We start from the raw sequence: 22217 nt of genomic DNA on the forward strand, positions 1-22217 counted from the left end.
TTCGGTAACGGATCGTCAAGACTGCTTGGCTTCCATCTCCTGTGTGTTTGGATCCCGTCGTTTGTCCGGAACAAGAATGTACTGAAGATAGAGGAAAATCCCCGCGTTCATCACAATATCGCCGATGCTGATGACCTGGGTGCGCGGATAAGGCTTGGACAGCGGAATAATGTCCCCCAGAAACGACAGCCTGGTCGCTGAATCCATCAGAAAATGCTTCGTAGCGACGGTTCCCGACTCAAGCAAATGCACGTAATAGGGGTCCAGAACCTTAGCCGCATCCAGCGATACAGGCATCTTGCCGCCATTGACGGCCATGACGAGAAAATTCAGAAAGACGCCGGCGAAAATAAACAGGAAGCCCGGAGTGCTCCGGTTCAACCACAGGATGTAAAGCCCGGCTACGTACACGGCGATAAAAATGATACCGCTGAACGAAGCAAAGGCAGACGACCGATCATTCAGTTCAAACACGGCAAACTGCAGCAGCAGCAGGAGAGGGAACCAGAGACCGCCCTTGATGCGTAGAGAGCCGAATTGCGTCAGGCCGTAACGGAATCCGCCGCGAAGCAGGCCCGCTACCAAACCGAGCACAATACCGTCGTAGACCATGTTGTATGCTCCTATACCTATGTATTGTGAAGATGGAAAGTCTTATATAAGAGGGAATATTCGACCCTAATTATGGAAATCCTCCTGCCTATAACAAATTTCTCCGAAGAAATGTGACAAAAAATAGCGAAGAAGGAGAAACGCATGGATTAGGCTTGACATACCCTATGGGGGTATAATAAAGTGTTGATAAGGAGGTTGATGCATGACGGCACATGAGAAACGCGATGAAGGGCTTGACGAACGGTCCTGCGGCAGCGATTGCCATTCTTCCGAAGAACGCAAAAGTCATCATACCCAGGAATTCAAGAACGGGCTGACGACCCGGCTTAACCGCATAGAGGGTCAAATTCGGGGCATCAAAGGCATGATCGACCGCGACACATACTGCGACGATGTCCTCACCCAGCTTGCGGCGGTCCAGTCTGCGCTTGGCAGCATCGGGAAGCTGCTGCTTGAGGGCCATATGAAGAGCTGTATTGTCGAGAGAATCGAAGCCGGCGAACACGAGGTTATTGACGAACTGCTGATTACGGTCGGCAGATTAATGAAATAAGGAGAGGATCAACAATGGCGAATGTTGTATTGAATGTGGAGGGAATGTCCTGCGGACATTGCGTCAGCTCGGTCGAGAAGGCCGTAGGCAATTTGGGAGCGTCGGCCAAGGCGGATCTGGCATCCAAGACGGTTGCGATCGATTTTGACGAGAGCCGGCTCAGTCTGGACGCCATCAAGGAAGCGATTGAAGATCAAGGCTACGACGTGGTTCAATAACCCGCAAGCGGCAAACGCCAAGGCATGGAGCGGCAGGGAAAGAAGTTCCCCGGATCGTTCCAGGCCTTCTCTTTTATTTGTTTATATACCCCCTATGGGTACATGAGAGGAAGTGATCATATGGAACAAGCTGCGGCGGCGCCGGCGGAGGAACAGGCAACCTTGCAGATTACGGGCATGACCTGCTCCGCCTGTGCGGCGAGAATTGAGAAAGGGATCACCCGCATGGAGGGCGTCTCCCGGGCGAACGTCAACCTTGCGCTGGAGCAGGCATCCGTGGGCTTCGATCCCAAGGTTGTCAGCGTGCCGAAGATCGAGGAGAAGATCCGCTCGCTCGGCTATGATACGGTGAAGGAAGCGGCGGACTTCGATATTTCAGGCATGACCTGCGCGGCCTGTTCGGCCCGGATCGAGAAGGTGCTTGGCAAGCTGCCGGGCATTGCCGGAGTTAACGTTAACCTTGCGCTGGAAACAGCGCATGTGGAATATACCCCCGGGATGATTACTCCCCAGGAGATTATCGCCAAGGTCGACTCGATCGGCTATAAAGCCTCGCTCAAGGAAGACCGGAAGGAGACCGCCGACCGGCGAGGGCTTGAAATCCGCCGCAAGCGCAGCAAGTGGATGATCTCGGCTCTGCTGTCCCTGCCGCTTCTGTGGGCCATGGTCGGGCATTTCTCGTTCACTTCCTGGATTCCCGTGCCGGAACTGCTCATGAATCCATGGTTCCAGCTTGTTCTGGCGACCCCGGTGCAGTTCATTATCGGCTGGCAGTTCTATGTCGGCGCCTACAAGGCGCTTCGGAACGGCAGTGCCAACATGGATGTGCTGGTCGCGCTGGGCACGTCGGCCGCTTACTTCTACAGCTTGTATCTCACGCTGGATTCCTTGCGGATGAACGGCATGGATCATGCGGTGGAAATGTATTATGAGACCGGAGCTGTGCTGATTACGCTCATTCTGGTCGGAAAATGGTTCGAGGCGCTGGCCAAGGGCCGCTCCTCGGACGCCATCCGCAGCCTGATGGGCCTTCAGGCCAAGACGGCTCTTGTGTTCCGCGAAGGAGCGGAAACAAGCGTCCCCGTGGAGGAAGTCGTTATCGGGGATATCGTACTCGTAAAGCCGGGGACCAAGATTCCCGTCGACGGCGAAGTGATCGAGGGCTTGTCTTCCGTGGACGAATCCATGCTGACAGGCGAGAGCATTCCGGTGGAGAAGAAGCCGGGCGACTCCGTGATCGGAGCGACAGTGAACAAGAACGGCGTGCTGAAGATCAAAGCCCGCAAGGTGGGCCGCGACACGGCGCTTGCCCAGATTATTCGCGTAGTCGAGGAAGCGCAGGGGTCCAAGGCACCGATCCAGCGCGTGGCTGATGTCATTTCCGGCATCTTCGTGCCGATTGTGGTGGCAATCGCCGTGCTGACATTCCTGATCTGGTACCTGTGGGCGGCTCCCGGGCAATTTGCCGAAGCGCTGGAGAAGGGGATCGCCGTGCTCGTTATCGCCTGTCCCTGCGCTCTGGGCCTTGCGACCCCGACCTCGATTATGGCCGGCTCCGGAAGGGCTGCGGAGCTCGGCATCCTGTTTAAGGGCGGCGAGCATCTGGAAGCCGCGCAGGGCATTCAACTCGTCGTGCTCGACAAGACGGGCACCGTAACGAGCGGCAAGCCGGTGCTTACGGACGTGCTTGTATCGCCGGACTTCAAGGGCGCGCCTGAACTGGCACCGGCAGACGGCCTGCTGTCGCTTGCGGCGGCGGCGGAGAAGCTGTCGGAGCATCCGCTCGCCGAGGCGGTGGCTTCGGGAGCGGCGGAGAAGGGTCTGGCGGTAGACGAAGCCGCAAGCTTCGCCAATGTACCCGGACGGGGTATCCGGGCGACCGTCCAGGGCAGAGAAATCATCGTCGGCACACGCCGGATGATGGAAGAGAACGGCGTCGATGCACGGCGCTGGTTAGACGCCATGAATGAACTGGAGCAGCAGGGCAAGACGGCGATGCTGGTCGCGGTGGACGGCGTCTGCGAAGGCATCGTGGCCGTCGCGGATACGATCAAGCCGACCTCGCGCGAGGCGGTGGCGGCTCTGCGGGGCATGGGGATCGATGTCGTGATGATCACCGGCGACAACGAGCGGACGGCCCGGGCCATCGCAGCCGAGGCCGGGATCGACAGAGTGATGGCCGAAGTGCTGCCCGAAGGCAAGGCCGAGGCGGTGCGGAAGCTTCAGGCCGACGGCGTGAAGGTGGCGATGGTCGGCGACGGCATCAACGACGCGCCGGCGCTGGCGACCGCCGATATCGGCATGGCGGTCGGAACAGGGACCGACGTGGCGATGGAAGCGGCGGATATTACCCTGATGCGCGGCGACCTCAAGGCCATCGCGGACGCGATTAAGATGAGCCGCCGGACGATGGGCAATATCAAGCAGAATCTGTTCTGGGCGCTCGGCTACAATACAATCGGCATTCCGGTGGCCGCGCTGGGATTTCTGGCGCCCTGGCTGGCGGGTGCGGCCATGGCGTTCAGCTCGGTTTCGGTCGTGCTGAATGCGCTGCGGCTGCAGCGGGTAAAGTTATAATACGAGAAAGCTGCAATGCAAGAGTGAAACGGCATGAAAGGAAGCGACGGGAATGAACAAGAACATCCGGGAGTCCGAAGCGGCCTCCCTTGACAACGCGGTGCTGTCCTTGCTGGGAAGACATGTCTCGGTACGTAAGTTCCGGCAGGACCCGGTAAGTGAAGAACAGCTTGCCGCCATTATCGGGGCGGCGCAGATGGCCTCTACTTCCAGCAATGTGCGTGATTGCTGTGACCGATCCGGCCCTTAAATCGGAGCTTGCGGCGCTTGCCGGGAACCAGGCCTATGTGGCGGAGTGCCCGGTCTTCCTGGTCTGGTGCGCCGATCTGTTCCGGCTGCGGGAGGCGGCGAAGCCCCATCTGAACGGCGCGGCCTCCTACGAGGACTCGACGGAGAATTTCATCATTGCCACCGTCGACACCGCGCTGGCCGCGCAGAACGCCGCCGTGGCGGCGGAGTCGCTGGGGCTTGGCATCGTCTACATCGGCGGGATAAGGAACAAGATCGCCGAGGTGGCGGAGCGGCTGGGGCTGCCCGAACTGGTCTATCCATTGTTCGGCATGTGCCTTGGCTATCCCGATCAGACCCCGGGGCAGCGCCCGCGTCTGCCGCTGCCGGCGGTGCTGCATCATAACCGCTACGATGCCGAAGGGACCGTACGGCAGGTCGAGGCCTACGACGGCACGATGTCCGATTATTTGCGCCAGCGGACCGGCGGGGCGAAGGATACCCCTTGGTCGGCCATCATAGCGGGCCGTCTCGCGGAGCCGATCCGGCTGCATATGAAGGATTTCCTGCAGGACAAAGGCTTTTTGCGCAGGTAAGACGGAATCGGCAGAGCAGGCTGGCGGAGTGTGGGTTTCAATAGAGGGGTATGGGCCTCGGCATGGGAATGCCGGTCCGTGCCCTTTTTGCCGTTGTAAGGTGACAGTTGTCATCACGCGAAGCGGACTCGTTTACTTGGCGGGGACAGGATGGCATATACAGTCAGCGGAGCGCGCCGTTCTTGGCCTGTTCTTCCCGCATCCACCCCGACAGCTGGCGTTTCAGCCGCAAAAATTCGGGATGCTCCGTCATTTCCTCCCGGCGCGGCCGGGGAAAAGGCACATCAACGGTGTGCAATATGGTCCCCGGCCGTCCCGAGAACACATAGATGCGGCTGGAGAGCAGCAGCGCCTCTTCAATGCTATGCGTGATGAACAGCACGGAGCGGCGGTTCTCCTCCCACAGCTCCAGCAGCCAGCGCTGCATCTCGCTGCGGGTGAGGGCGTCGAGCGCGCTGAACGGCTCGTCCAGGAGCATCAGCTCCTGGGGCGCCAGCAGCGCGCGCAGGAAGGCGGCGCGCTGCTGCATGCCGCCGGACAGCATGTGCGGATACGCCTTCTCGAATCCGCCGAGTCCAACCTTCGCGAGCCATCGCCGGGCTTCCTCGCGGGCTTCGCTTCGCGCCGCGCCCTTCAGCTCGCGGGCAAGAATCACGTTATCCTCGATGCTGCGCCAAGGAAATAGCGCCGGCTGCTGCGGCATGTAGCTGACGCTGCCCCGCTGCCCGGTAACCGTAGCGCCGTTCATCCGCACGGCGCCCGCATCCGGCTTGACCAGTCCGCCGATGATGTGGAAGAGCGTGCTCTTGCCGCAGCCCGACGGGCCGATGATGGATACGAACTCATCCGGCTTCACCGTAAGCGACACCTGCTCCAGCACCGGGATGCTACGCCCGCGCTGGGAGAAGGATTTGGAGATGCCGGAGACCTCCAGCGCGGGAGCTTCGGTGCCCGAATCCGGCGAAGCGGCGGCCGGCCTCTCCTCTTTTACCGGTTCTCCGCTTGATGGCGGAACGGTCTTGTTCGTCACTTATTAGCGCCCCTTTCTGCATATTCTTTCCTTGCGCCCGTTATTGTGCGTCCCGCCGCGGCTTCCAGCGGACCAGCCATTTCTCCATCAGAACAACGGCGGCGAACAGCAGCAGGCTCAGCAGCACGCTCAGAATTATGGCGGCGAACATCCGGTCCGTGCGAAACGCCGATTTCTGTATCTGCATATAGTAGCCGAGTCCCTGGTTCCCTCCAATCAGCTCCGCCACCACGGCGCCCGTCACGGCGTAGGCGGCGGATATTTTGATGCCGGAGAACAGGGAGGGCAGCGCATGTGGTAGCTCCAGCTTGGAGAAGATCTGCCGCCTTGAGGCGCCCGCCATCTTCATAAATTGAAGCATCATGCGGTCGGTCTGGGCGAGTCCGCCCAGGCCCGCGACCGCCACGGGGAAGAAGCACACAAGCGTAATGAGAATAATCTTCGGCAGCTGGCCGAAGCCGAACCAGATCACAAGCAGCGGACCGAGCGCAATAATCGGCACGTTCTGGCTTAAGATCAGCAGCGGGTACAGCGCGCGCGCCGACCAGGGGACAATATGCAGCAGTACGGCGGCGGCAATCCCTACGGCCACGCCGAGCGGAAAGCCAATCAGCGTCAGCCGCAGCGTTGCCAGCGTATGCCCTTTAAGGGATGAAGCGCTGGCCATGCCTTCCCGCCAAATGTCGGAGGGAGCGGGCAGCATCCATTTTTCCACATGGAACCAGGAGACCGACACCTGCCACAGCGCCAAAAACAAGAGGACCGCCACAAGGGGCGGCCAGATTTGTTTCCACCTGGAAATCACGGGCGGTATTTCTCCGTCAGTTTGTCCATGCTGATTCCGCCCGGGTTATGGGCGATCTTGACCTGCGAGATGACGCTGGGGCAGCCCGCTTCGATCAACGCCTCCTGCATCTCCCTGACAATTTCCAGCAGGTCGGAGAGCTCGCCTTCCATCGTCGTCTCCAGCGCGTTCACCTGATGCTTCACACCGGAACGCTGAATGACTTCAATCGCCTTGTCCACATAAGAAATTACGTCTTCGCCTCCCGGCGTCTTCGGAATCACCTGAATGCTCAGCAGCGTACTTGCCATTCACTATCATCCTTTCATGTCGTTGATACTTTCATGACCATAATACTTTCATACCGTTAATTGTGAACCCCGTGAATCAAGATTTTAATTCTATTAAACTTACTGCCCGTCCGGCAAAAATTCGTTCGTGAACGCTTTGTCGGCTTCAAGCGGTTTGTCCAGCAGCTTCAGCCCGTACATCCAGTCGGCGTAGTTTTTCCATACTTCGGGCTTCTGCTCGCCCCACTGAGCGGCGTCGTCCTTGTATTTCGGGCTGAGCCATTCCTGGCTGGCCTGAACGAGCTTCGCGTCCAGATCGGGAACCGCCTTGATCAGGATATCGGCAGCCTCTTTTGGATGGTCGATCGCGTATTGGTAGCCCTTGGACGTCGCCTTCAAAAAGGCTTTTACCACCTCGGGATTCTCGGCGATTTCCTTCTCGCTCGTCGTCAGCACCGGCGTGTAATAGTCGAGCTGCGGAGCGTAATCCTTCAAATACAGCATATCCAGCGGCTCGCCGCGCAGCTTCGCTTCAATACCGGTCCAGGCGTAGAAAATCCAGGCAAAGTCAATATCCCGTTTGACGGCTGTAAAATAATCGGCTTCGCCGATCGTGACCTGTTTGACCTTCTTCACGTCGCCGCCCACCGGGTCCATAATGGCCTTCATGGAAGCCTCTTCCACCGGCGATCCCCAGCCGCCGTAAGTTTTTCCTTCGAAGTTCTTCGGCGATTTGATGCCCCGGTCGACCGGAGCCGCGAAGCCGGATGTGTTATGCTGGATAATTGCCGCGATGGACACGAGCGGAACGCCCTGAATGCGTGCCAGCGTCAGGCTGTCCTGCGCGCCGACGCCAAAAGCGGCTTCTCCCGAAGTAACCATCGTATCCGCGCCTGCCGCTCCCGGCTGTACAATGTCCACGTTAAGGCCTTCCTCTGCGTAATAGCCGAGCTCTTTGGCGACATACAGTCCGGTGTGATTCGTGTTCGGCGTCCAGTCGAGCGCGACCTTTACCGGTACTGCCGCTTTTGGCGAACTTTGGGCGGAAGCGGATGCCTCCGGCGAAGCGGAAGCAGAGGTTCCCTGAGCACCGCCCGCGTTCCCTCCCGAATTATTGCTGCCGCATCCCGCCGCAGCGAAGATGAACAGGCAGGCCAGGCACAGTGATAACCATTTTTTGACTCCCATTTATATAATCTCTCCTTTGTATTGCCGCCCCGGATATCCCTGAAGCGGCGGATATTCCCGTCTTCATGAAAGCTCATCCCCAAAATCGCGGGAACGCCCTGCGGACCCGGAAATCTGCGCACCCCCCTCAGTGCCAAGAAATAATGCCAAAAAAGCGCCCCTGAACATCAGGGACGCGAAGGAACGCATGACTGCGGCGGTCCTGGAAGACCACACGCTTAGGCCTTTCCTACGCTGGCATTATCCAGATCAGGTATAAGGGTCAGTATCTTGCGGGATACACTCTCAGCCGGCCGTAATTCCAGCACCCCTGGTTCTATGAAGTTTCGGGTATTCTTGCTGCTTACGGTGTAATTATAGACGCAAGGTTCCGGGGTTGTCCAGCCTGCCGGTTATTCGAGTTTCTTGCGGCGGCGGCCTTTAATCCCGCTCCACAGTTCGCGCACCGTCAGAACGGCGCTGACAATTATGCCGCAGAAGGTCAGAAACAGAGCGATGTATTCGAATACGGAATACTGCAGTATTTTGCTCCAGTCGATGTTTCCCTTCAGATCCTCGATTACCTGGTTCATCCCGTAAATTCCGCTTACAACCGTGAATACCGTCAGAATCATCAGCAGATTGTCGCGGCGCTTGGCCTGGAAGGTCTCCTGATACTGGAACAGGTCGGCCAGCGTCTGCTTTACTTCCACGAATAATTCATCATTGCCGTACACTTTGCGCAATTGAAAGAAGATTTCACGGCCCTGTGTCTGCGAGATCAGTTCAAGAAAATAAAATTTGGCGGAGAACTTGTTGATATAGTAGATCAAATCCTCGATTTCTTCATAATCATGCTCGATCCGCAGCCGCGAGTGCACATTGGACAACTTCAGCAGCACGATCTTGTGAAACAGGCTGAGCAGCAGGCCGTAATAGTATTCGCCGTACATCTGACCCGCGAGCTTCACGGCGGTTTCGGAATTGCTGCGGCTCAGGCAGCAGAAGGTCTGCTCGTTCGTCATATAATAAGTGCCCGGACCCCAGCGGTCGTACCTATGCCTCCGGCAGTACTCCCCGATATATTCTTCGCTGCTTGCGCTCATGTAAGGACGGCCGTCCGGGTTCATTCCGTCGAGCTGGGAAGCGCGGTAGCATGTTCTGTAGTCGATTTCCTCCCCTTCCTCTACCCCGTAGAAGGCCTGAACCATCATGCGCTCATCCACGAAAAAAGGCAGCGTTTCGAAGTAAGCCGAGTTCAAATCCGACTGGTCGAGGAAAGTCTCCAGGCCATTCAACAGATTTCTGAACACGAAATCTTCCATCTGCTTGAACATTCTGTCCTCACAGTAAATACGCGCCGCCTCGTCCGCTTCCGATACATTTTCCAGCGAGCGGAACCGGTCGGCGAATTCCAGCGCGAAACTAAGTGGAAGCCTCTCTTCATCGATCGCCGTCCGGATAGTAATAAAACCGAGCTGAAACGGACAAATGAACACATCCGTCGAGAGCACCTGAAAGGAAACGGAGCCCTGCGGCATTTCCATCCGGCAATTCAGGCCGTTCACCCGGGAATAGCGGCGAAACGAATCTTTATCCTCTCCGCGCGGAAACAGCACATGGGCGGCGAACGGCATATAGGAACGCTCCATGTTCTCATGCGAGACACAGTAGCCTTCTCCGTAATAATCGTCCTGCAGTTCTTTATGATTCAGAAAAAACGGGGTGAATCCGTCCCGCTTAAGCCGCGCCTCAAGCTCCGGTCCTTGCCCCTGCTTAATGGAGAAGGGAAAAATAAACTGCAGGAGCGCGGTATGTAGAATGGGATCATCCAAGAGTTGGTTCATGGTAGTCCTCCTGACTTTGAGGGTAATCGACAATAGTATTTACACCGTCTGCATTGCCTTGAAAAAGGAGGCGCGCCCCCCGGAGTCAATCCCTTCCATTTAGGATTCATTCCGCCGAGTCAGGGTACATTATATTGTATCGACCCGCTGAGCTTATGTATCTCTTGGCTTGAATAGAAAGGAGATTGGGATGTTCATGGACAACAAAGAATTGGAACAACGTATAATCAAGGCGCTGGATGACAACAAATTCGGTTCTTTCGCCACAATTGAAGCCGGCAGCAAGCCGAAGGTTCGTTATATGGCCGTCTTTCATGAGGGGCTTAACCTCTATTTGGCCACAGACCGCAAGACGCATAAAGTGGAAGAACTGCAAAATAACCCGAATGTGTTTCTGCTGCTGGGCTATGAGGCGGGAGGCAGCAAGGATATCCTTGAGATTGAAGCGCAGGCGTCCGTTACCAAAGACGGCAGCCTGCGCGAGAAAATATGGAACAAAGATTTGGAGCGTTGGTTCAAGGGACCGGATGATCCGGATTACGTCATTCTGGAGCTTTCGCCGACGCGTATCGAATATACCGGAAAAGACCGGAAACCCGAGGTTTGGGAAAAGCAGACGGCGTCCGCGGGCAAGTAAGTTAAACCTTGTTTTTAAATAGCAGTCATGATTGAAAAGCGTCCCGAAAGGGGACGCTTTTTTCCATGGTTTCCCTTTTTCTGGGCGAAAGATGCTATAATGACCACAAGTGTTGGTATTAATATAGGTCATAAGGAGGATATCCATGCAGTGCAGTGATTGCTTACCCTTAGCTCCCATTGAAGATGAAGGAATCGTAAAAATTCGGCGCGCATCACCCGCTCTTGCCTCCGCCATTCAAGCGGCCGGATATGCCCTTGACGCTTTTAAGACAGGCTATGAAATTCCGTATGATTCCCGTGAGCAGCTAAAGGCCATCATGAAGCTGCTGGAAGAGTCGGAAGAAATGGAGCAGATTGCGGTGTGCGTAACGGGGGCGGCGATCTCGGGTCTTTTTGAGCGTTGGGTACCCCTCACCCAGTTAAAAGCCCGCGTTTCCAATCATACTCTCGTCGACATCATCACCAATAAAGAGTTTTGCAGTTACATGCAGCCGATCGTCGACTCCACCGAACAGATCATCGGATTTGAGTTTCTGCTGCGCCCGCTGCCGCATGGACCGGAGTTTCAGCCTCAAACCCTTTTTGAAGTTGCGAGGCGGAGCGGGCTCCACTCCTTTCTGGACCGGGCGGCCCGCATATCCGCCATCGAATCCAGCGCCCGGCATTTGCCTGAAGGAATCAAACGGTTTGTCAACTTTCTCCCCTCCTCCATATATAATCCCAAATATTGTCTTACACATACGTTTCAAACGATTCAACAGAAGGGTCTTCGTCCGGAAGACTTCGTGTTTGAGGTGGTGGAGACGGAGAAAATCCGCGATATCGACCATCTTGCAACTATTTTCTCGGAATACCGCGAGCATGGCGTGCATGTTGCGCTGGATGATGTCGGTTCGGGCTATGCAACGCTTGAGGTCATGTCGCGGCTTCAGCCGGATTATGTGAAAATTGACCGCGGGCTAATCAGCATGTGCGATCAGGAGCCCCATAAACAAACCAGCATTAAGGAAGTTGTCGAAAAAGCGGGCCGTTTCGGAGGCAAGGTGCTGGCCGAAGGCATAGAGCGGCGAGAGGAATTTCAATTTTGCCTGGATAACGGCATCGAATTGGCTCAAGGTTACTTTTTTGGCAGACCGGAGTTTGAGCCGCCGCCCCGGCTTTTTGAGATCTAGCTTGCCCGAGATCCAACTTTTTTACCATTCCAACCTGTACATAGGTTACGATGAAAAGAAACGGTTGCCATCCTGCATCGGAGGGCGCAGCCGTTTCTTCTTGTGTAAAGCGCCACAACGTGAAATGAAGGAGGAACTGTTGTTATGAGCGGCACTTTGCTGTATATCGAGGACGATCCGCAAATCGCCGGCCCTGTCGCCAGGGACCTGCGGGACCGCGGTTATGCGGTCCGCTGGCTGCAGACGGGAGAGCGGGCCGTGGAAGAAGCAGACGGCTGCCATCTGGCTATTCTGGACGTCATGCTGCCGGGGCTGGACGGCTTTACCGTCGGACAGCGGTTAAAAAAGTGTTTCCCGGGCGTTCCCATTCTGATGCTCTCGGCGAGAACGTCGATCGACGACAAGCTCCAGGGTCTGGAGTTCGCCGACGACTATTTGACCAAGCCGTTTCATCCTGACGAGCTGGCCGCCCGGATCGGAGTTCTGCTGCGGCGGTCGGGCAGCGTTTCGGCGGCGCCGCTCTCGCTGAAGCATCTTACCGTCTATGAAGAGGAGAACCGGATTGCCCTGACGGAGAGCGGAGAAGAGATACCGCTTACCGGCAAGCAGTTTCAGATTTTCTTTTACCTGCTGCGTCACCTCGGCCAGATTATGACCAAGGAACAGATCTATGAAGCGGTCTGGGGCGAGCCCTATATGGAAGGGGACAAAACGCTGATGGTTCACATCCGTTATTTGCGCGAGAAGCTGGAGAAGGACCCCGCCGCGCCGGAAATTATTGAGACGGTCCGGGGCATCGGATACAGGATCAAGGCATGATAAGAAGGAATGGAACGCGAGGGCGGAATCCGGGTTTCAGCCGGTCGCTTCTGTCGCGGTATTTGCTGATTATCGTGATTGCCGTGCTGTTTTTGCCCGTGCTCTTTCCGCTCAGTCTGATCATCTATACCTTGTCGGACCATTACCATTGGAAGTTCGGAAATACGGCAAGTGAGTCAGAGAAGGCCTTCAGGCCGTATTCCAATATCACCGAAATGGAAAAAATGTGGCACAAAGAAGCGCGTCTGCTGGCGGGCAAGTCCGACCGGGAAATCGGAGCTCGTCTGAAGGCGCTGGGAGACCGCTACCAGTATGCTTCCATGTTCTGGGTGAACGGGGAAGGGATCACTCGGCTTATGCTTCCTCCGGAGAAGAAGGCCGGTCCCGAAGCCGGCGCGGACAATGATGCAACGGGCGGAACGGATAATGGTGCAACGGGCCGAACGAATAGAACGGATATTGGGGCCACCGTGCCGGCACGGTGGACGGCGTCACAGGCCATCGCTTTCATGAAGGACAGCGTGGGCAGCGATCCGTTGACCGTCGTCGCCTTTATTGGCGACCGGGCGGATGCGGGCGAAGGGTTCATGGCGATGCGCGTTCCGAAGTCCGTTCTGCCGAGGAACACAGGCAGCGTCCCGCTTGCGCTGTACGGACTGATGCTGCTCGTTCTGCTCGCGTTTGCCGCCGTATCCTGGCTGTTCTTCGCCAGAATCCGCGGGCGTCTGCTCCGGCTTCAGACCGCCATGACTCTGGACGGGCGGGACGGCCTTCCGGCAACGATTCCGAAAGGCAAGCCCGACGAGATCGGCATGCTGGAAGAGGCGTTCAACACGATGGTTGCGGAGCTTAAGGACAGCCGGCGCCGGGAGAGGGAGGAGGAAGAGCTGCGCAAGCGGCTGATCGCCGATCTGTCCCACGACCTGCGCACACCGCTTACGGTCGTGCGGAGCCACCTGTTTCAGGTCGGCAAGGAGCCGCTGTCCCAGCAGGGCAAGGAATCGCTCAATCTGATGGATGAGCGCATTGCCGACCTTGGCGTGCTGATCGACAACCTGCTGAATTACAACCTGCTGGCAAGCGGCAGGGTGAAGCTTTCGCCGGGGAGACAGGATGTTCTGCGGCTGCTGCGGGAAAGCGCCGCCGCCTGGTATCCGGTATGGACCAAGGAGGGCATGGAGGTTGACATCGAGCTTGAGGGTGAACCGCTCGTTTGGGAGGTCGATGAAATCTGGTTCCGGCGCGTGCTGGACAATCTGTACCAGAATGTCGTACGCCATGCGAAGGGCGGCGGTTATGTGGGGGTTGCCGCCGAGGACCGCGGCGGCGTCCGCACTGTCGTCATCCGCGACCGGGGAAAAGGCTTAGACGAAGCTTCTCCGGCCAAAGGGGCGGGGATCGGACTGGCCATTGTCGACATGCTGCTCTCCCGGATGGGGCTTGCCTGGACGGCGGATAGCATCCCGGAAGGCACCTCGGTCTGCATATATCCGAAGGATCGCGGCTGACCGGTGATCCGATTTTAAACAAAACTTAAACTTTGCGGGCAGTCTTCTTTAACCTTGGAGCGGTAAGCTGTTAACCGAGGTGAAGAGAGAAAATGGAAACCATTATACAAACGACGGATTTGGTGAAGAGGTACCGCGGCCGGGCCGCGGTCGACCATCTGAATTTGAGCATCGGCAAGGGGGATATTTACGGATTTCTCGGGCCGAACGGCGCGGGCAAGACGACGACGATCCGCATGCTGCTTGGCCTGATTGCGCCGTCGGAGGGGCAGGTAGAGATCTTTGGCAAGGATCTCCGAAAGGAGAGGCTGGACATCCTGCGGAGAGTCAGCTCGCTTGTCGAATCGCCGTCCTACTACGGCCATCTGTCGGCCGTGGACAATCTGGAGGCGATTCGCCGCATTCTCGGCGCGCCGAAACGGCGGATCGCCGAGGTGCTGGATATCGTCTCGCTGACCGGAGAGGAGAAGCGTCCGGTCAAGGGCTTCTCGCTCGGCATGAAGCAGCGGCTGGGCATTGCCGCCGCGCTGCTCGGCAGCCCCGAGCTGCTCATTCTGGACGAGCCGACCAACGGGCTGGACCCGTCCGGCATTCAGGAGATTCGCAGCCTGATCATGTCGCTGCCGCGGGAGCACGGCATCACCGTGCTCGTGTCCAGCCACCTGCTGAGCGAAATCGAGCAGATGGCGGGGACGGTCGGCATCATCCGGCAGGGGAGGATGGTCTACCAGGACACAATCGCCCATCTCCGCCAGCGGTCGGCGGGAGAGATGCGGCTCGTCGTGTCCGAGCCGGAGGCCGCCTTGGAGGAAGCCTTCCAAAGAGGATACGACGGCATGCTGCGCACAGACGAGCTTCGCTTCTCCAGGATGAACGACGCGCGGGTTGCCCTGCTGGTCAAGGCGCTGGTAGAGCGGGGACATGCCATCTACCGGGTAGAGGAGCAGCGGCAGTCTCTTGAGGAGCTCTTCCTGCAGGTTGTGGAAGGGGAGGGACGATGATGGGCGGAGTAATTGCGGCCGATTGGCTGAAAATCCGGGGCAAAGGTCTTTGGCTTCTTGTCCTCGTAGGCCCGCTCGGTCTGACGGCGATGCAGGCGCTCAATTTCGGACTCCGTTTCGATTATATGAAGGAGAGATACTCCGGAGACTTATGGGGTGGGCTGCTGGACAATACCGCGCTGTTCGTCCCGATGGCGCTTTTTCTCGGAGGAACGCTGATCTGCTCCCTGATGGCCAATATCGAGCATCAGACCAGCGCATGGAAGCAGCTTCTGGCGCTGCCGGTTTCCCGTATAGCGGTATTTGCTTCCAAGCTGCTGCTGTGCCTGCTGTTGCTGGCTGTGTCTTGTCTGCTGCTCTCCGGCTTCGTGACGGCGCTTGGGCTGCTCTTCGGCTTCGGGGCTTCCGCGATTCCGGTCTATGGCATCCTGCGTATCGGCTTTCTGTCCTGCGCCGCCGTTATGCCCTTTATCGCCCTTCAGCTCTGGCTGTCGCTGGCCTTCCGGAATCAGGCGCTGCCGGTTTCAATCGGCGTGATTTGCGCCATTGTGTCGCCTTTTACGACCACCTTATCGGAATGGCTGCCGATCAACTGGCCATATATGGCCTGGACCGGTCCCTATCGCCTTTATTTTGCGGGTGCGGGACTTGCGCTGAGCCTGCTGGTGCTGCTGCCGGGAGCTGCGCATTTCGCCCGAAAGGATGTGAACTGACGGCATGAAGATGTTCCTGAGAATTCTGTCAGCCGAAAGACTGAAGCTGTCCGGCTCCTATATATGGCTGCTTGTGCCGGCCAGCCCCGCCGCCGCGGTGCTGATCGGAGTGTTCGCCTCCTCCCCGGCGGGAGGAAAGCCGGACTGGACCGTACTGCTCGCGGTCATGTCGATGCTTCACGCTGCCTTGTTTCTGCCGATCCTGTCCGGGCTGTACACCGCCATGCTGTGCCGCCACGAGCATCTGGACGGCGGCTGGAAGGCACTGCTGGCGCTGCCGGTTTCACGGACCGCCGTGTACCTCGCCAAGTTCGCGATGGCCGCTGTTCTGCTGGCGGCTACCCAGGCCCTTTTTGCCGCAGCGGTGATCGGAACAGGGGTGTTCCGGGGAATCGGGACTCCCGTTCCTTGGGAGATGATCCTGGGAGCCTGCGCGGCGAGCTGGACGGCCTGTCTGCCGCTGGCCGCGCTTCAGTTGGCCGTTTCCCAGGCGTGGAGCAGCTTCGCCGCGCCGCTCGCGCTGAACGTCAGCTTTACAGTGCCCAATATTCTAATCGCGAACTCGGCAACCTACGGCCCCTATTATCCATGGGTACAGCCGATGCTGGCCATGATTCCGCATGGGCAGGCGGGGTACGGAGCGTTCAATCTGCCGCTTGAAAGCCTGCTGATCGTCGTGCTGGGCAGCTTCATTGTCTTTCTTGCGGCGGGTCTACTGTCTTTCCGGCGCAAGGCGGTGTGAACCGGGAGAGTAGAACCGGAAAAGAATCACCCGCCGGATGACGGCAAAGCCGGATCTTTTGCCGTCCCTGCCGTTCCTCCCGGCCTCAAATATGCTGCAGCCACGGACGGCCAGGTTCCATCTAATGGACTATGCCCTCTTTTTTTCTTATAATGGTCTAAGAATGCGGCAGCCCGGTTGATACGACAAGGACCTTGCTGCAAGGAGGCGAAAGCAGATGAAACCGGCGGCTATTGAAGAATGCGACAACACCTGTAACGGCTCGGAAATTTCGCCTGAGAATATCCGGTTAACCCTGCCGGAAAGGGCGACGACAGACAAGATGGCTGAACTGTTCAAGGCGCTTGGCGATCCGACAAGGGTCAGGCTGATTTACGCATTGTCCTGCCAGGAGCTCTGTGTGCATGATCTGTCGGCTATTTTGGACATGGGCCAGTCGGCGGTGTCCCACCAGCTTCGCTATTTGCGGAACTTGCGGATCGTGAAGCGGCGGAAAGAAGGCAAGACCGTATATTATTCGCTGAATGACGCGCATGTCGAACAGATTTTTTTGCAGACGCACGAGCATATCAGGCACGAATAGATCGTATAGATCGTATAGATGAACAAACGGCAGGAGACCTTTTCGGTCTTCTGCCGTTTTTTTGAAATATCAGGTTAAGGATAAGCTTCGCGCTTATCCTTAACCTGATATTTTTACGAGAAACGGATGCCTTCCTCTTCCAGAGGACGGCGAAGCCGTTTCTTCTTACCTCACTGCCTATTTAGTTGAAGCTTTGTTCCGTCGTTGTGGGGACGGGCGTTTTTTTCAAGCTCAGCGCCAGCCATATGCAGAACAACGCAAGCAATACCAGAATCGCCAGGTCGTAGCCGAGGTAGGTGTCACTGTTGTCGTTGCCGACATACTGGATGAAGTTATGTAGAAAGTGAAACAGGATGAGCGGCCAAATATTGCGGCCCCGAACCATCAGAAGCGCCAGAGCGCCGCCGATCAGCAGAGCGTACACGATTTGCAGCACGGTCTGAAACCCGCTTTGTCCGGAAAGGACTTGCAGAATATGTGTGACGGCGAACAGGATGGATGAGGTCAAGACAGCCGTTTTGACTCCCTTGGGCAGCAGAATGTTCAGAATCAAGCCGCGGTAAATGCTCTCCTCGACGAACCCCACTAGCAGGGTGAACAGGAGATAGAACAGCACCTCGGAGACGGAAATCGGCCGGAAGCCGTTCAGGGCGATTATGGCGAGCACAGCCAGCAGCGGCGCATAATATACCAGATCCGGTTTGGGAATGCTCCGCAGACGGCGAAATCCGTAGAATCCCCATTTCTTTTTCAACGAAAAATAAAGGGCGAGCACCGCCGCAATCGGGATAAAGGAAATCAGCATCGGCGCGGTTCCGCTGAGCTGCCTGATCGTTGCGTAAGCTCCGGCAGCAAACACGGCAAGGAACAGAAGCGCCTCAATAATCACTACGGCGAGCACGGGGTGCTTTTGCGAAAATGATCTCTTAATTTCTAGGTTTGACATGTCCCAAATCCTTCCTCTCCATAATATCCTCGATCCACTGCTTCTGCATTCGCACATGGCTGAGTCCATATCCGAGCACAGACACACGGTAATAATAGTCCTCCGGATGCTCGAGCCCGGCCAGTTCTACCGCCACTATCGACTGCACCGCTTCCAGGGCACGGATCTCATGTTCGGCCGCATACAAATACTCCTGCAGACGCCGCAGACGGATATCCTCATCCAAATAATCGAAAAAGAAAACCCGGATGAGCTGCTCGCGGCCCCCGGCCTGCGGTTCTTCCAGCCATTTCAGAAATGCTTCTTTCCCTTCGGGCAGCAGGGAGTACAGCTTCTTGTTCTTGCTGTCCGCGGTTTCAAACACGGATACATACCCCTTATCCGCCATCCTCTTCAATGCGGGATAAAGACTGCCGTAGCTTGCCGCGTAGAAATGGCCGACCGAGCTGTCGATGGTCTTCTTCAAATCATAGCCGCTCATTTGGCCTTCCATCAGCATTCCCAAAAGAACATATTCCAGCATATTGCACCTCTTTATATCGTTTAGATATATCTAGTTGATATATTTATTATATCGAAAATTTCATCGCCGTCAAGCGGTCATTGCTGATTGACACTTCGAATGAATAAGGAATATAATGTCGGTAACAAACATATGAACAGTTGCTCATATATTAATCGTAAGCATTACGGAAGGGGTTGGAGAGGTTGAGTACCATGGAATCGACGGTAAAACGCCAATGGATATTGGAAGGTCTGGACTGCGCCAACTGTGCGATGAAAATTGAGAACCGGGTGAGCAAGATGGAAGGAGTCGCTTCCTGCTCGGTCAATTTTGCGACAAAGACGCTGACGATGGAAACGGACGGAAGCTTTCCGGAGACCGGTGTTTCGCAGGTGGAGAAGACCGTGACTTCTCTTGAACCGCATGTGCGGCTGCTGGAGAAGAAAGCCCCGGGCGCGGCGGCGGTTTCCCGCCTGCATACGCATGACGAAGGGGCAAGCGAATCCGAGCACGCTCATGACCATGCCGCTCCGCATGAACACGGGCATGCTCACGCGGAAGGCCGCGCGCATGGACATTCGCACAGCTATGGCGAGGGAGAGACGCGGCGGACGGTGCTGCGCCTCGGGGTCGGCGCGGCGCTGGCCGCAGCCGGGTATCTGATTCCTGCTGGCGGCTACTGGGAGCTGGCGCTCTTCCTGCTGGCTTACCTCGCGGCAGGCGGAAATGTCGTCTGGCAAGCTGTGAGAAATATCTCGCGGGGACAAGTATTTGACGAGAACTTTCTGATGGCGCTGGCGACCATCGGCGCGTTCGCAATCGGCCAGTACCCGGAAGGCGTCGCCGTCATGCTGTTCTATCAGGTCGGCGAGCTGTTCCAGGGTCTGGCGGTTAACCGTTCCCGGCGCTCCATCACGGCGCTGATGGATATCCGGCCGGAAACGGCGTGCCTGCAGACCGGGGAAGAGACGAAGATCGTTTCTCCCGAGCAGGTAAATATCGGGGATATTATCGTCGTGCAGCCGGGCGAGAAGGTTCCGCTTGACGGCACAGTCATCGAAGGAAGCGCGATGATGGACACCTCGGCGCTGACCGGCGAATCGGTTCCGCGTTCGGCGGAGCCGGGAAGCGCAGTGCTGAGCGGATTCATTAACAAGAACGGTGTCATCGCCGTGAAAGTAACCCAGACGTTTGCGGAATCGGCAGTTTCCAAAATTCTGGAGCTGGTGCAGAACGCTTCGAACAACAAGGCCAAGACCGAAAACTTCATCACCCGGTTTGCCCGCGGCTATACGCCCGTTGTCGTCATTACGGCCGCGCTGCTGGCCGTGGTTCCTCCCCTGCTGATCAGCGGAGCGACCTTCTCTGACTGGATTTACCGGGCGCTGGTCTTCCTTGTAATCTCCTGCCCGTGTGCGCTCGTCGTGTCGATTCCGCTCGGCTTCTTCGGGGGCATCGGGGCGGCTTCGCGGAGCGGCATCCTGATCAAAGGAAGCAATTACCTGGAGGCGCTGAACGATGTCAAGACCGTCGTGTTCGACAAAACAGGCACGCTAACCAAGGGGCAGTTCAAGGTAACGGATATTTATCCGGCGGAGGGGATGACGGAGGACGAACTGCTGCGGCTGGCCGCTTATGCGGAGAGCCATTCCGGCCATCCGATCGCCGAGTCGATTGTTGCGGCCTACGGCCGGAGCATAGCCGGGAACGCCATTGCCGACTACATTGAAATTTCGGGCCACGGCATCCGGGCCGCCGTCGAAGGCCGGACCGTGCTCGCGGGGAATGCCCGGCTTATGGAGCGGGAAGGCATCGCCTTCCGGCAGCCGGACGGGGCCGGTACGATCGTGCATCTGGCCGTGGACGGCCAATATGCCGGCAGTCTTGTCATCGCCGACGAAGTGAAGGAGGATGCGGCCCGGGCGATTGCCGCTCTCCGCAAAATCGGCGTCAATAAGACGGTGATGCTGACCGGCGACGCTTCTTCGGTGGCCGAGGATGTAGGGAAGCGGCTGGGTGTCGGTGAAATTCACGCCGAGCTTCTGCCCCAGGATAAGGTGGAACAAATCGAGCGGCTGGAATTGGGGAAGACGGGCCGAGAGAAAATCGCCTTTGTCGGCGATGGCATCAACGACACGCCGGTTCTGGCGAGGGCGGATGTCGGGATCGCCATGGGCGGGCTGGGATCGGATGCCGCCATCGAGGCGGCGGACATCGTCATCATGACCGACGAGCCGTCCAAGATTGCGTCGGCCATCGGCATCGCCCGCCGAACCCGGGCTATCGTATGGCAGAATATCCTGTTTGCGCTCGGTATCAAGGCGGTCTTTCTGCTGCTTGGAGCGTTCGGCATTGCGACGATGTGGGAAGCGGTCTTCTCCGATGTCGGAGTGACGGTGCTTGCGGTGCTTAACAGCATGCGGGCACTCCGCGCACCGGCTGCTGCGGATTGAGTCCCGGGATAGTCGCCTGGAATGAAAAAACCGCCTGATATGGATGCTGCATCCACATCAGGCGGTTTTATTAATTGTCGCACTCCGGCCCAGGGCCTGGCGCACGAAGCGCCCCGTTTGGAACACTCTGGTATGTTTCGCGGGCATATTCCTGTTTGGCGCCTGTCCGCGCCCAAGCCTTTAGTTCAGGCTCAGACTCTCGATGCCGCGGCGGATAATATCGCATGAGGAGGTAAATTTGGTGGTTTCTTCCTCATTCAGGTTCAGCTCCAGCAGCTCCTGAATCCCGTCGCCGGCGATGATTGCGGGGACGCCCGTACAGATGCCCTTCTGCCCGTATTCTCCGTCGAGGATGGCGGAAACGGCAATAATTTTATGCTCGTCGTTCAGAATCGACCGGGCGATATACGCCAGCGCGCTGCCGATCCCGAAATGGGTCGAGCCCTTGCGGGTGAAGATCTCCCAGCCGGCATCCTTCGTCTTGCGGGCGATATCGCTCAGATCCAGATGCTTGAACCGCTCGCGGTGCTGCTCCAGAATGTGCAGAATCGGCTTGCCGCCGATCGTCACATGCGACCAGGCCACAAATTGCGATTCGCCGTGCTCGCCGAGCGCATAGCCGTTTACGCTGCGGGGATCGATAGAGAACACCTCGGACAGCAGCGTCTTCAGCCGGGACGAATCGATGGACGTTCCCGTTCCGATTACCCGGTGGCGCGGCAGGCCGGAAATTTGCCAGACGAGATAAGTTACAATATCCACCGGATTGGCTGCGATGACAAAAATACCGTCGAACCCGCTCTCCACAATCGGTGTAACGATGTTTCTGGTAATGGTCTTCGCGTCGTCGAGCACGTCCAGCCGCGTCTGCCCGGGCTTTGGATTGGCCCCCGCCGTCAATATTACGATATCCATGCCGGCGCAGTCGCTTGCCGTTCCGGCGTATACTTTGGTTCGCGTACCCATAAAATCCATACAATGCGATAGATCAAGCGCCTGCGCCACCGCGCGGTCATAAGTGCGGTCGACCATCATGATTTCATCACAAATCGCCTGATTGACCATGGAATAGGCGCAGCTTGAGCCGACCATCCCGGAACCGACGATCGCCACTTTTCTTGATTTGCTTTTCATTAGCCCATCCTCGCTCTCTCCTTAAAGTGCTCAAAGCCTTAATTATCGAAAGACCCGGTCCGTGTCTTTATTTTACCTTAACCGTGGGGAAGTTACC

The 22217-nt window shown here is 57.3% G+C and carries 21 protein-coding genes, 1 pseudogene and 1 riboswitch; of the genes and pseudogenes, 13 read left to right on the plus strand and 9 right to left on the minus strand.

The window, feature by feature from the left end; genetic code table 11:
- Nucleotides 1-15: 15 nt before the first annotated feature.
- Nucleotides 16-612 carry a DUF5317 domain-containing protein gene (locus PUR_RS01880; RefSeq protein WP_179033779.1) on the minus strand — a complete coding sequence of 199 codons (597 nt, stop codon included), beginning with the start codon at nucleotides 610-612 and terminating at the stop codon, nucleotides 16-18.
- Between the two features lie 205 nt (nucleotides 613-817).
- Between PUR_RS01880 and PUR_RS01885 the strand changes: the two genes are divergently transcribed.
- The 4 genes and pseudogenes from PUR_RS01885 to nfsA all read left to right on the plus strand — a co-directional run bounded on the left by PUR_RS01885 (nucleotide 818) and on the right by nfsA (nucleotide 4787).
- The gene (locus PUR_RS01885) at nucleotides 818-1168 is read left to right on the plus strand and encodes a metal-sensitive transcriptional regulator (protein WP_179033780.1); all 351 of its coding nucleotides are present in this window, start codon (nucleotides 818-820) and stop codon (nucleotides 1166-1168) included.
- A 14-nt stretch (nucleotides 1169-1182) separates the two neighbouring features.
- The gene (locus tag PUR_RS01890) at nucleotides 1183-1386 is read left to right on the plus strand and encodes a copper ion binding protein (RefSeq protein ID WP_179033781.1); all 204 of its coding nucleotides are present in this window, start codon (nucleotides 1183-1185) and stop codon (nucleotides 1384-1386) included.
- A 120-nt stretch (nucleotides 1387-1506) separates the two neighbouring features.
- Complete coding sequence (locus tag PUR_RS01895) at nucleotides 1507-3963, plus strand: heavy metal translocating P-type ATPase (RefSeq protein WP_179033782.1); 2457 nt, start codon at nucleotides 1507-1509, stop codon at nucleotides 3961-3963.
- 52 nt (nucleotides 3964-4015) lie between these two features.
- Nucleotides 4016-4787 (plus strand): annotated as a pseudogene (gene nfsA / locus PUR_RS01900) (oxygen-insensitive NADPH nitroreductase).
- 163 nt (nucleotides 4788-4950) lie between these two features.
- Here nfsA and PUR_RS01905 read toward each other — a convergent pair.
- The 5 genes from PUR_RS01905 to PUR_RS01925 form a co-directional block, all read right to left on the minus strand.
- Nucleotides 4951-5817 carry an ABC transporter ATP-binding protein gene (locus PUR_RS01905; protein WP_179033783.1) on the minus strand — a complete coding sequence of 289 codons (867 nt, stop codon included), beginning with the start codon at nucleotides 5815-5817 and terminating at the stop codon, nucleotides 4951-4953.
- Between the two features lie 40 nt (nucleotides 5818-5857).
- Nucleotides 5858-6622, minus strand: a complete 765-nt coding sequence (locus PUR_RS01910; protein ID WP_179033784.1) for an ABC transporter permease — start codon at nucleotides 6620-6622, stop codon at nucleotides 5858-5860.
- Nucleotides 6619-6912: an MTH1187 family thiamine-binding protein gene (locus tag PUR_RS01915; RefSeq protein ID WP_179033785.1), complete on the minus strand. Its 294-nt coding sequence runs from the start codon at nucleotides 6910-6912 to the stop codon at nucleotides 6619-6621. The genes PUR_RS01910 and PUR_RS01915 overlap by 4 nt, the downstream gene beginning before the upstream one ends.
- A 99-nt stretch (nucleotides 6913-7011) precedes the next feature.
- Entirely contained in the window at nucleotides 7012-8079 is a 1068-nt protein-coding gene (locus PUR_RS01920) for an ABC transporter substrate-binding protein (RefSeq protein ID WP_179033786.1), read from the minus strand.
- 209 nt (nucleotides 8080-8288) lie between these two features.
- Nucleotides 8289-8401, minus strand: a riboswitch (TPP riboswitch).
- A gap of 70 nt (nucleotides 8402-8471) precedes the next feature.
- Nucleotides 8472-9905, minus strand: coding sequence for a hypothetical protein (locus PUR_RS01925; protein ID WP_179033787.1), 1434 nt, complete (start codon nucleotides 9903-9905; stop codon nucleotides 8472-8474).
- A 196-nt stretch (nucleotides 9906-10101) separates the two neighbouring features.
- Between PUR_RS01925 and PUR_RS01930 the strand changes: the two genes are divergently transcribed.
- From PUR_RS01930 to PUR_RS01965, 8 genes are all read left to right on the plus strand, one after another.
- Nucleotides 10102-10542, plus strand: coding sequence for a pyridoxamine 5'-phosphate oxidase family protein (locus tag PUR_RS01930; RefSeq protein WP_179033788.1), 441 nt, complete (start codon nucleotides 10102-10104; stop codon nucleotides 10540-10542).
- Between the two features lie 145 nt (nucleotides 10543-10687).
- On the plus strand, nucleotides 10688-11716 hold the full coding sequence (locus PUR_RS01935) for an EAL domain-containing protein (protein ID WP_179033789.1): 1029 nt from the start codon (nucleotides 10688-10690) through the stop codon (nucleotides 11714-11716).
- A gap of 144 nt (nucleotides 11717-11860) precedes the next feature.
- Nucleotides 11861-12535, plus strand: coding sequence for a response regulator transcription factor (locus PUR_RS01940; protein WP_124696238.1), 675 nt, complete (start codon nucleotides 11861-11863; stop codon nucleotides 12533-12535).
- The gene (locus tag PUR_RS01945; RefSeq protein WP_179033790.1) at nucleotides 12532-14043 is read left to right on the plus strand and encodes a HAMP domain-containing sensor histidine kinase; all 1512 of its coding nucleotides are present in this window, start codon (nucleotides 12532-12534) and stop codon (nucleotides 14041-14043) included. Before PUR_RS01940 ends, PUR_RS01945 begins: the two co-directional genes overlap by 4 nt.
- 92 nt (nucleotides 14044-14135) lie before the next feature.
- Nucleotides 14136-15044 (plus strand): ABC transporter ATP-binding protein, encoded by a 909-nt coding sequence (locus PUR_RS01950; RefSeq protein ID WP_179033791.1) that lies wholly within the window; start codon nucleotides 14136-14138, stop codon nucleotides 15042-15044.
- Complete coding sequence (locus PUR_RS01955) at nucleotides 15041-15757, plus strand: ABC transporter permease (protein WP_179033792.1); 717 nt, start codon at nucleotides 15041-15043, stop codon at nucleotides 15755-15757. Before PUR_RS01950 ends, PUR_RS01955 begins: the two co-directional genes overlap by 4 nt.
- Nucleotides 15758-15761: 4 nt before the next feature.
- The gene (locus PUR_RS01960; protein ID WP_179033793.1) at nucleotides 15762-16499 is read left to right on the plus strand and encodes an ABC transporter permease; all 738 of its coding nucleotides are present in this window, start codon (nucleotides 15762-15764) and stop codon (nucleotides 16497-16499) included.
- Nucleotides 16500-16716: 217 nt separating this feature from the next.
- Nucleotides 16717-17082 carry an ArsR/SmtB family transcription factor gene (locus PUR_RS01965; RefSeq protein ID WP_124696243.1) on the plus strand — a complete coding sequence of 122 codons (366 nt, stop codon included), beginning with the start codon at nucleotides 16717-16719 and terminating at the stop codon, nucleotides 17080-17082.
- A 181-nt stretch (nucleotides 17083-17263) separates the two neighbouring features.
- Here PUR_RS01965 and PUR_RS01970 read toward each other — a convergent pair whose 3' ends face one another.
- Nucleotides 17264-18028 carry a CPBP family intramembrane glutamic endopeptidase gene (locus PUR_RS01970; protein WP_179033794.1) on the minus strand — a complete coding sequence of 255 codons (765 nt, stop codon included), beginning with the start codon at nucleotides 18026-18028 and terminating at the stop codon, nucleotides 17264-17266.
- Nucleotides 18009-18551: a helix-turn-helix transcriptional regulator gene (locus PUR_RS01975; RefSeq protein WP_179033795.1), complete on the minus strand. Its 543-nt coding sequence runs from the start codon at nucleotides 18549-18551 to the stop codon at nucleotides 18009-18011. Before PUR_RS01975 ends, PUR_RS01970 begins: the two co-directional genes overlap by 20 nt.
- Nucleotides 18552-18745: 194 nt before the next feature.
- Here PUR_RS01975 and PUR_RS01980 point away from each other — a divergent pair, with 194 nt between their 5' ends.
- Nucleotides 18746-20986 (plus strand): heavy metal translocating P-type ATPase, encoded by a 2241-nt coding sequence (locus PUR_RS01980; RefSeq protein WP_179037705.1) that lies wholly within the window; start codon nucleotides 18746-18748, stop codon nucleotides 20984-20986.
- A 180-nt stretch (nucleotides 20987-21166) separates the two neighbouring features.
- On the opposite strand, the gene PUR_RS01985 is transcribed toward PUR_RS01980, so the two are convergent.
- Complete coding sequence (locus PUR_RS01985) at nucleotides 21167-22120, minus strand: L-lactate dehydrogenase (RefSeq protein ID WP_179033796.1); 954 nt, start codon at nucleotides 22118-22120, stop codon at nucleotides 21167-21169.
- Nucleotides 22121-22217: the final 97 nt, after the last annotated feature.

It is taken from the genome of Paenibacillus sp. URB8-2 (genome assembly GCF_013393385.1).
Lineage (GTDB): Bacteria > Bacillota > Bacilli > Paenibacillales > Paenibacillaceae > Paenibacillus_AQ.

What these genes read in the sequence shown, in the direction of transcription:
- PUR_RS01880 (WP_179033779.1), bottom strand. Translation starts at nt 612, where the DNA reads ATGGTCTACGACGGTATTGTGCTCGGTTTGGTAGCGGGCCTGCTTCGC.
- PUR_RS01885 (WP_179033780.1), top strand. Translation starts at nt 818, where the DNA reads ATGACGGCACATGAGAAACGCGATGAAGGGCTTGACGAACGGTCCTGC.
- PUR_RS01890 (WP_179033781.1), top strand. Translation starts at nt 1,183, where the DNA reads ATGGCGAATGTTGTATTGAATGTGGAGGGAATGTCCTGCGGACATTGC.
- PUR_RS01895 (WP_179033782.1), top strand. Translation starts at nt 1,507, where the DNA reads ATGGAACAAGCTGCGGCGGCGCCGGCGGAGGAACAGGCAACCTTGCAG.
- PUR_RS01915 (WP_179033785.1), bottom strand. Translation starts at nt 6,912, where the DNA reads ATGGCAAGTACGCTGCTGAGCATTCAGGTGATTCCGAAGACGCCGGGA.
- PUR_RS01920 (WP_179033786.1), bottom strand. Translation starts at nt 8,079, where the DNA reads ATGGGAGTCAAAAAATGGTTATCACTGTGCCTGGCCTGCCTGTTCATC.
- PUR_RS01925 (WP_179033787.1), bottom strand. Translation starts at nt 9,905, where the DNA reads ATGAACCAACTCTTGGATGATCCCATTCTACATACCGCGCTCCTGCAG.
- PUR_RS01930 (WP_179033788.1), top strand. Translation starts at nt 10,102, where the DNA reads ATGGACAACAAAGAATTGGAACAACGTATAATCAAGGCGCTGGATGAC.
- PUR_RS01935 (WP_179033789.1), top strand. Translation starts at nt 10,688, where the DNA reads ATGCAGTGCAGTGATTGCTTACCCTTAGCTCCCATTGAAGATGAAGGA.
- PUR_RS01940 (WP_124696238.1), top strand. Translation starts at nt 11,861, where the DNA reads ATGAGCGGCACTTTGCTGTATATCGAGGACGATCCGCAAATCGCCGGC.
- PUR_RS01945 (WP_179033790.1), top strand. Translation starts at nt 12,532, where the DNA reads ATGATAAGAAGGAATGGAACGCGAGGGCGGAATCCGGGTTTCAGCCGG.
- PUR_RS01950 (WP_179033791.1), top strand. Translation starts at nt 14,136, where the DNA reads ATGGAAACCATTATACAAACGACGGATTTGGTGAAGAGGTACCGCGGC.
- PUR_RS01955 (WP_179033792.1), top strand. Translation starts at nt 15,041, where the DNA reads ATGATGGGCGGAGTAATTGCGGCCGATTGGCTGAAAATCCGGGGCAAA.
- PUR_RS01960 (WP_179033793.1), top strand. Translation starts at nt 15,762, where the DNA reads ATGAAGATGTTCCTGAGAATTCTGTCAGCCGAAAGACTGAAGCTGTCC.
- PUR_RS01965 (WP_124696243.1), top strand. Translation starts at nt 16,717, where the DNA reads ATGAAACCGGCGGCTATTGAAGAATGCGACAACACCTGTAACGGCTCG.
- PUR_RS01970 (WP_179033794.1), bottom strand. Translation starts at nt 18,028, where the DNA reads ATGTCAAACCTAGAAATTAAGAGATCATTTTCGCAAAAGCACCCCGTG.
- PUR_RS01975 (WP_179033795.1), bottom strand. Translation starts at nt 18,551, where the DNA reads ATGCTGGAATATGTTCTTTTGGGAATGCTGATGGAAGGCCAAATGAGC.
- PUR_RS01980 (WP_179037705.1), top strand. Translation starts at nt 18,746, where the DNA reads ATGGAATCGACGGTAAAACGCCAATGGATATTGGAAGGTCTGGACTGC.
- PUR_RS01985 (WP_179033796.1), bottom strand. Translation starts at nt 22,120, where the DNA reads ATGAAAAGCAAATCAAGAAAAGTGGCGATCGTCGGTTCCGGGATGGTC.